At 71.7% G+C, this 7141-nt stretch carries 9 protein-coding genes; 4 read left to right on the top strand and 5 right to left on the bottom strand.

Translation table 11 applies throughout. The annotated features are described in order from the left end of the window. Positions 1–113 precede the first annotated feature (113 nt). Positions 114–260 (bottom strand): hypothetical protein, encoded by a 147-nt coding sequence (locus tag AB0K25_RS30900; protein WP_363823921.1) that lies wholly within the window; start codon positions 258–260, stop codon positions 114–116. A 226-nt stretch (positions 261–486) separates the two neighbouring features. On the opposite strand from AB0K25_RS30900, the gene AB0K25_RS30895 reads away from it, so the two are divergent. Continuing rightward, positions 487–996, top strand: a complete 510-nt coding sequence (locus AB0K25_RS30895; RefSeq protein WP_363823919.1) for a hypothetical protein — start codon at positions 487–489, stop codon at positions 994–996. A 253-nt stretch (positions 997–1249) separates the two neighbouring features. On the opposite strand, the gene AB0K25_RS30890 is transcribed toward AB0K25_RS30895, so the two are convergent. Continuing rightward, the gene (locus tag AB0K25_RS30890) at positions 1250–1429 is read right to left on the bottom strand and encodes a hypothetical protein (RefSeq protein ID WP_219463384.1); all 180 of its coding nucleotides are present in this window, start codon (positions 1427–1429) and stop codon (positions 1250–1252) included. Between the two features lie 178 nt (positions 1430–1607). Beyond that, positions 1608–1901: a hypothetical protein gene (locus AB0K25_RS30885; RefSeq protein WP_219463386.1), complete on the bottom strand. Its 294-nt coding sequence runs from the start codon at positions 1899–1901 to the stop codon at positions 1608–1610. Between the two features lie 428 nt (positions 1902–2329). On the opposite strand from AB0K25_RS30885, the gene AB0K25_RS30880 reads away from it, so the two are divergent. Then, complete coding sequence (locus tag AB0K25_RS30880; protein ID WP_255597645.1) at positions 2330–3586, top strand: PHB depolymerase family esterase; 1257 nt, start codon at positions 2330–2332, stop codon at positions 3584–3586. 80 nt (positions 3587–3666) lie between these two features. Here AB0K25_RS30880 and AB0K25_RS30875 read toward each other — a convergent pair whose 3' ends face one another. Then, positions 3667–4605 carry a LysR family transcriptional regulator gene (locus AB0K25_RS30875; RefSeq protein ID WP_357537469.1) on the bottom strand — a complete coding sequence of 313 codons (939 nt, stop codon included), beginning with the start codon at positions 4603–4605 and terminating at the stop codon, positions 3667–3669. 109 nt (positions 4606–4714) lie between these two features. Here AB0K25_RS30875 and AB0K25_RS30870 point away from each other — a divergent pair, with 109 nt between their 5' ends. Continuing rightward, positions 4715–5632: an NAD(P)H-binding protein gene (locus tag AB0K25_RS30870; protein ID WP_357537471.1), complete on the top strand. Its 918-nt coding sequence runs from the start codon at positions 4715–4717 to the stop codon at positions 5630–5632. Next, positions 5622–5987, top strand: coding sequence for a darcynin family protein (locus AB0K25_RS30865; RefSeq protein ID WP_219463392.1), 366 nt, complete (start codon positions 5622–5624; stop codon positions 5985–5987). The genes AB0K25_RS30870 and AB0K25_RS30865 overlap by 11 nt, the downstream gene beginning before the upstream one ends. Before the next feature lie 88 nt (positions 5988–6075). Here the strand turns inward: AB0K25_RS30865 and AB0K25_RS30860 are convergent, their stop codons facing one another. Further along, positions 6076–7020 carry an aldo/keto reductase gene (locus AB0K25_RS30860; RefSeq protein ID WP_363823916.1) on the bottom strand — a complete coding sequence of 315 codons (945 nt, stop codon included), beginning with the start codon at positions 7018–7020 and terminating at the stop codon, positions 6076–6078. Between the last annotated feature and the right edge of the window lie 121 nt (positions 7021–7141).

Genomic DNA, 7141 nt, shown 5'->3' with positions numbered 1-7141 from the left:
CACAATGATCACGAACCCCGTGCCTGCCCTGCTATCCACCCCAACCGGTCACAACCCGACCAACCACCCGACCCCGGAACTTGCAAACGCCCTGCGTGTTGCGTCGAGCCAAATCAGCCGAACACCCCTGACACGTCGAGTTCACGCTTGCAGTCGGCGATGAATGCCTCGACCAGGGCATCGTCCGTACGACGAGCCGATGCGCCGTGCCGTAGGCGGGCGTCGACGAAGTCGCTACTGCCATACCGCCTACGGTTCAACCGGTCGCTGTGGAAGATCACCCCGCCGACCTGGGACGCCTGACCATGTGACGATGACCGACCCAGGAGGCCACGAGTTCGACGTCCTCAGGCCCGTTCGGTCGGACAGTTGTCCGCCGGCCCGGCCAGCACACCGAATGCCGGTTCACCCGGCCACACCCGGAGAGTCGAGTACCCGAAACCTGGCCGCGGCTGACGCTCCGTCGCGCCGTGGCACCATCGTCCGGTGGACGCGGGGAAGAAGCGGTATCTGGTGTGCCATGACTACGGCATGGGTGGCATGTGGTGGTGGGTGTGGGCCGCCTCTGCCGAGGACATCGTGGACAACGTCGCCGAGGTCGAAGTGATCACCGACGAGGCGAGCATTCGCGAGCTGGGCCCCTCCGTGGAGGAGGAGCTGCACCTGGACGCGCTGTCGGGGACTTCCCTGGCGGACCTGTGGGACCAGCGCGCCGCGCACCGATCGCTGCCCGGGTACGGTGTGCTTGCCGGGCGGGAGCGGGTGTATCTGCGCGACGACGAGGAGGGCGCCGTCTTCCTCGTGGAGGTCGGCCCGGACGGGCGTCGCCGGCGGGAGGTGGAGGTGTCGACGGAGGGCGTGTTCCGGCTGGCTGACGACCTGCTCAACCCGCCCCGGGACCTCCGGGACCCCCGGTACGTGCGGATGGAGATCAGCCGTGACGAGTTCGAAGCGGCGTGGGAGCGGTCGGTGCCCTACCCGGAGGACGGAGAGTAGGCCCTCCACAGGGTCCGACCGTGTCGGCCATGGTCATCTCCTGGTCGGGCGAAGACCTTCCTCAGGACAACGGCCGGCCGGACGACCAGGGCAGGTACCAGCACCGTTCGCGCGGTGTCCGGTAGGAGCAGCACTCGTTCGGGCTGGTAGCCCGACCTGACTCGTCGCGGCCCCGGTGGGGCGATCAGGCACGCGGAGCGGACGGGCATCCCCTGCCGCTCCGCTCGTGCCTGCCCGCAACAGTGGTGCGCGGTCAGCCGTCCATGCCGCTGACAGCCAGCTGCACCCACAGGATCGAGGCGACGGCGATGCCCAGGAAGGTGAGCGCCGACAGTCCCAAGGCGGCAGCGAGACTCCGGCGCCTGCGGGTCACGACGAAGACGACTACTGACGCGGCCACGGCGAACAGCGCGAGGTATGCCGTAAATCCCATGTTCTGCTTCTCTCTGCTAGGCGTTGCGCGGCACCGGACTGTTGTCGCGGACAGTCAGGTCGTCCGGTGCCGGGAATGATCCGATGTGGTGCGGGCGGAGACGGTGCGGACACGCGATGGTCGGGCGCGGCGGTCCGGGTGGTCGGCGTCGACGAGGAGGCCGACCGGCCGGGCGCTGTCACGGGGCGTACGGCAGGACCTGCAGTCCGATATCGCCGTCTCCGGAGGCCGTGATGCGGCCGTTCGTGACGCCGATGACGCCGTAGGCCCCGTGCAGTTCGAACAGGCCGGAGTCACCTGCCAGGACGACCTGCCAGACCTGCGACGTCTTCCCGTCGCGGCAGTTCTCCAACTTCAACGCCGCACCGGCGGTGTCCGCGACGCAGTACCCGCCGCCGACCTCCTCGTTCCAGAACGGCGGCTTGATGACCACCCGGTTCTTCGCCGCCACCGCCGCCGGGTAGAGGGCCATCGCGGTGGAGTCCGTCCGGTCGGTCCCGGTGAAGTCGACCCACCCTGGCCCGCCTGTAGGAAGCGGTCCACCCCGTCGCCGGCGACGTCGATCAGGACGCTCTTGCCGGCCTTGACGACCGTGATCCGGAGTCCGGACAGGTCCGAGGTGGCCTTCGCCCGGGTCGTCGGCTTCGCCGGCGCAGCGGCGGTGCTGCGGCGGGGGCGGCGGCTACGGCCTGGTCGGCATGCGGGAACGGGTGCAGCTGCTCGGCGGCCGGTTCGAGGCGGGCCGGGTGCCCGGTGCCCGCTGGCAGGTGCTCGCGGACGTGCCGTTGCGGGCGGAGTGAGTGGTGGGACCACCGCACACCGGTTGCCAGCCGATCTTCCCGGCGCTACGTTGACCCTCTATCGACAGGTGTCTACGTAGTTGTCGGGGGTCGCATGTCCATGTCGGTCACTCGCCGCACCGTCCTGGCCGGGGGCGCCGGCACGGCCATCGGCCTCGCGCTGCCCGGGGCCGCCCACGCCCACGGCCACCGCTCCACGAGCGTGAGCTTCACCCTCGACGCGACGACGCTCGACGGCGGCGAACAGGTCACCTCCGTCACCCTCGACACCGCCCGGCTCGGGCCGATCGATCCCGCCGGGCTCCACCCCGGCACGTTCACCGTGCACGCCAAGGCCACCAGCCCCGTCCCGATCGCTCCCGGCGACCTGATCTTCAGCGAGTACGACCTGGACCGCACGGTGACCGCGGCCCGGCTCGACCGGCACGGGAACATCGTGCTGGAACTGAGCCACGCCGAAGGCCAACTCGGCGGCGGCACCCTCGGCTACATCCTGAGCAGGGCCCGTAACGTCCGGCTGGACCTCGTCTACACCATCACGCAGAACACCCCGCTCGTCCGGCGTCACGGCCCACCGCTCACCATCACCAGCTTCGTGCAGGGGCGACTGTCGAACCCCGAGGTGGACGCCTTCAGCCACCACGTGTCGGGCTCGGGCATGAAGTACCGGCTGTACTCCCCGCAGCGTCCACCCCGCCATGGCCGGCTGCCGCTGATCCTCTGGCTGCACGGGGCCGGCGAGGGCGCCTCCCTGCCCGACGGCTACTACGACAACGAGACCACGCTGCGTGCCAACCGGGGGGCGTTGGGCTTCGCCACCCCGCAGGCGCAACGGATCTTCTCCGACGCGTACGTGGTCGCTCCGCAGAGCACCTCCTACTGGATGGAGGACGGCCCCCGGTTCGCCCCGCTGATCCGCGAGATCGTCGACGACCTCGTCCGCCGCAGGCGCGTCGACCCCGACCGGATCTACGTGGCGGGTTGCAGCAACGGCGGCTACATGGCCCTGAAGATGACGGTCGCCTACCCCGACCTGTTCGCCGCGTCGGTGCCGGTCTGCGGCGTCGTCGAGCCGCTCGGCGCGGCGGGCCCGCCGCTGGTCACCGACGCGGAGCTGGCGGCGATCGACACCCCGACCTGGCTGGTCACCTCGCGCGACGACGACACCGTGCCGCCCGTGACCAACACGGTCCACGCCCACGACCTCATCCCGGGATCGCTGATCACCCTGTACGACCGCGTCGTCTGGAACGGCTACCAGTTCCCCGGCCACTTCTCCTGGATCTACGTGGCCCGCAACGACCCGAGCGTCGACGGCACCCACCTCTGGCAGTGGATGTCCCGTCGCCGCCGGTGATCGGCCGCATCCGCGAGTGCTCCCCCAGCGGCGCGGCCCGCCCCGACGGGCACGTGTGCGCGGCCGGGGACGCGCAGGTCCTATTCCGCTCGGGCGGGACGGAGCACGTGACGCACGGCGGCACGCAGCCACCGGTGGGCACCGTCGACGCTGTGCCGTGGGTGCCAGGCCATGCCGATCGTCAGCGGTGGCAGCGGCAGCGGAATGTCCAACAGGCGCAGCCCCAGCGTGTGTGCCGCGTCGCTGAGCCGTGACGGAGGTTCACCCGGCAGCGCGGTCGGCACCAGGCAGACCACGTCCTCGGCTGCGGCCAGCATCATCGCGGCCAGGTGTCCGGGCAGGACGGCGCTGACCCGCCGGCTGAGCCCCTGCTCGGCCAGGGCCGTGTCCAGCGGTCCGTTGAAGCGTCCGCGACGGCTGACCGCCACGTGCTCGGCCTTTGCGAGCCGGGCGGCCGTCAGAGTTCCCTCGGTGAGTGGGTGCCCGGCCCTGACTCCGGCCGCCATCCGCAGGGTGACGAGTTCTTCGACGTGGGTCTCCGGGTCGACATGGTCGATGGCCCCGATTTCCAGGTCGATCCGTCCGTCCCGCAGCGCGGGGCCCGCCTCCCACTCCTCGGCCAGCACCCGCAGCGAAACGCCAGGTGCCCGCTGTCGGGCGAACCGGAGCAGCCCGGGCGCGACTGCGGCACCGACCAGGTCCGCGGACTGGACGGTGAAGGTGCGCCGCAGTGCCGCGGGATCGATTCCGCCGCTCGGGGCGAGCAACGCCTCCAGCTGGCGTACCACCGCGGCGGCCTCGGCGCGCAGCGCCTCGGCGCGCGGTGTGGGCACCATCCGCTGTCCGGCCCGGACCAGGAGTGGATCCCGGAGCACCCGGCGCAACCGGGCCAGGGTACGGCTCATCGCCGCGGGGGAGGTCTGTAGCCGCGCGGCGGCGCGGGTGACGCTCTGCTCGGTCAGCAGGGCGTCGAGGGCGACGGCGAGGTTGGCATCGAGGTTCGGGGCGGGGCTGCTCACTGCAATTGTTCCACTTCGGGCAATGATTGGATGCTGAAGTTCCCATTGTGGCAATGCGGCGCCGGTCCGCACTATGGCTGAGTCCTGCCGTTCCGACAATCGAGGTTTCATGATCGTCATTACCGGTCCCACCGGGAACATCGGGCGGCACCTGCTGTCGCTGCTGATCGAGGCCGCGCCCGCCGGCCGTGAGGAGTTGCGGGTCGTCGTCCGGGATCCGGCCCGGCTACCCGAGGGCGTCCGTGGCCGGGTCGAGGTGGTCGTCGGCTCGCACGGCGACGCCGCGACCGTCGAGCGTGCCTTCGCCGGGGCGGACGCCGTGTTCTGGCTGGTGCCCCCGGACGCTTCCGTCCCGCCCGACGACGCCTACAGCGGCTTCACCCGCCCGGCCGCGCGGGCTTTCGCCGAGCACGGCGTCGGGCACGTCGTCGGCGTCTCGGCGCTCGGCCGTGGCACCCCGCAGGCCGCCCGGGCCGGGCTGGTCACCGCCTCCCTGGCCATGGACGACCTGATCGCCGGCTCCGGCGTCGCCTACCGCGCCCTGGCCTGCCCGTCCTTCTTCGAGAACCTGCTGGAGGAGGTCGACGCGATCCGCGACGACGGCGTCTTCACCGACACCGTCGCCCCGGACCGTCGCGCCCCCATGGTGGCCGTCGCCGACATCGCCGCCGCCGCGGCCGGGCTGCTGCTGGACCGCTCCTGGACCGGTGTGGGCGACGTCCCGGTGCTCGGCCCGCAGGACCTCTCGCCCGACGACCTGGCCCGCATCATGACCGGGGAACTGGGCCGTCCGGTCCGCTACCGGCGTCAGTCGCTCGACGACCTGCGCTCCACCATGCTCGGTTACGGCCTCAACGAGGCGTTCGTCGAGGCCATGGTCGACATGAAACGCGCCAAGGACGCGGGCCTGGACTCGGGCGTCGCCCGCTCACCGCAGGCGGGGCCGGCCACCGCGTTCGCGCAGTGGTGCGCCCGGACGCTCCGGCCCGCCGTCCGCACCGCCCAGGAGGCCGCCGATGCCCGCTGACCGAACCGGGCCGCCCGTCACCGCTTTCATGCTCGTCAAAACCACTCCCGAGTGGCTCGCGATGACCGTGGCCGAACGCGTCGAGGCCTTCACCACCCACGTCCTGCCCGTCATCGAGGCCCGCACCCGTGGTGTCCGCTCGCGCTTCTACGACACGGAGTTCTACTCGGCGCGGGTCACCGACATCTGGGTCTGGGAGGCGGACGACCACGACGCCTACCGGCTGCTGATCGACGCCTTGCGCGAGACCCCCTTCTGGGACCGCTACTTCGAGGTCGTCGACCTGCTCGTGGGCACCGAGAACGGCTACGCCCACACCTACGGCCTGAAGCCGCTGGCCACCGTCAGCACCTGACGCGCCGCCGCAACGGCCGGTGCCGCCGTCGCCCGACGGCGGCACCGGCTCGGCGGACGACGATCCACCCGATACCTCCCGTTGCTGTTCAGCGGGCGGCGGCCAGCCGGGCCAGCTGGCCGTCGTCCAGCGGCACGTCCACCGCGTCGACGGCCTCGTCGAGCTGCGCGAGGCTGCTCACGCCGACGATGGGCCGGATGCCCTGCCGCAGCAGCCAGGCGAGCACCACCTGGTTGCGCGTCGCCCCCGTCTCGACGGTGATCTCGTCGAGCACACCGAGGACCCGGCTCGTCCCCGGGTGGTCGTACGCCTCGGGGAGAGGTTTGTCGGGGCGTACGTAGCCGCCGTTGATCAACGGGGTGTAGGCCCACACGTCCAGGCCCTCGGTGTGCGCGTAGTCGAGGTCGTCGGCGGCGAGGAGTTTGTGACCCTGGTCGGGCAACGCCGCCCCGGGTCGGGGTTGTGCCAGCGAGTGCCGCAGTTGCAGCGCCGACCACGGGGCCACCCCCTGGTTGCGGGACAGGGCACGGGCCTGCTCGACGCGCCACGACGCGTGGTTCGCCGCCCCGACCCGGTGCACGGTCCCCCTGCTGACGAGCGCGCCGAAGGCAGCGACGGTCTCGGCGAGCGGCACGGTGCGGTCCTCGCCGTGTGCCCACAGCAGGTCGACCGTGTCGACGCCCAACCGCGACAGGCTACCGGCGACGCCCGCCGCGACCGCCCCGGCCGACAGTCCCTCGGCGGACTCGGGCCAGCGGTGCGCCACCAGCGGGTCGTACCGGACCTTCGTCGCGATCCGCACCCGGGCCCGCCCGCCCGGCCGGGCCCGCAACCACGCCCCGATCACCCGCTCACTGGCCCCGCCGAGACCTGTCGGATCGGACCAGAACGCGTAGCAGTTGGCGGTGTCGAGCCACTCCCCGCCCGCCTCCACGAACCTGTCCAGCAGCGCGAAGGCGCGATCCTGGTCCACCGTCGTGCCGTAGTTCATCGTCCCCAGCAACAGCCGGGCCGCTGTCCTGTCGCCTGCCATGGTGTCGACCCTGCCACCTGGAGCGCGCTCCAGGTCAAGCCCTTCGCCCCGCCTGCCTGCCGGGGAGGCCGGTCGGCAGCTGCCCCGTCCCGGTGTTCCCGCCACACGGACCGCCGTGGGT

Source organism: Micromonospora sp. NPDC049257 (assembly GCF_040678915.1).
GTDB classification, from domain to species: domain Bacteria; phylum Actinomycetota; class Actinomycetes; order Mycobacteriales; family Micromonosporaceae; genus Micromonospora; species Micromonospora antibiotica.
Note: the sequence above shows the minus strand (reverse complement) of the source record. Positions and strands in the feature narration are given on the sequence as shown.

Bases quoted from the DNA above. Each gene is read 5' to 3' on its own strand.
- AB0K25_RS30890 (WP_219463384.1), bottom strand. From the start codon at position 1,429: ATGGGATTTACGGCATACCTCGCGCTGTTCGCCGTGGCCGCGTCAGTA.
- AB0K25_RS30885 (WP_219463386.1), bottom strand. From the start codon at position 1,901: ATGGCCCTCTACCCGGCGGCGGTGGCGGCGAAGAACCGGGTGGTCATC.
- AB0K25_RS30880 (WP_255597645.1), top strand. From the start codon at position 2,330: ATGTCGGTCACTCGCCGCACCGTCCTGGCCGGGGGCGCCGGCACGGCC.
- AB0K25_RS30870 (WP_357537471.1), top strand. From the start codon at position 4,715: ATGATCGTCATTACCGGTCCCACCGGGAACATCGGGCGGCACCTGCTG.
- AB0K25_RS30865 (WP_219463392.1), top strand. From the start codon at position 5,622: ATGCCCGCTGACCGAACCGGGCCGCCCGTCACCGCTTTCATGCTCGTC.
- AB0K25_RS30860 (WP_363823916.1), bottom strand. From the start codon at position 7,020: ATGGCAGGCGACAGGACAGCGGCCCGGCTGTTGCTGGGGACGATGAAC.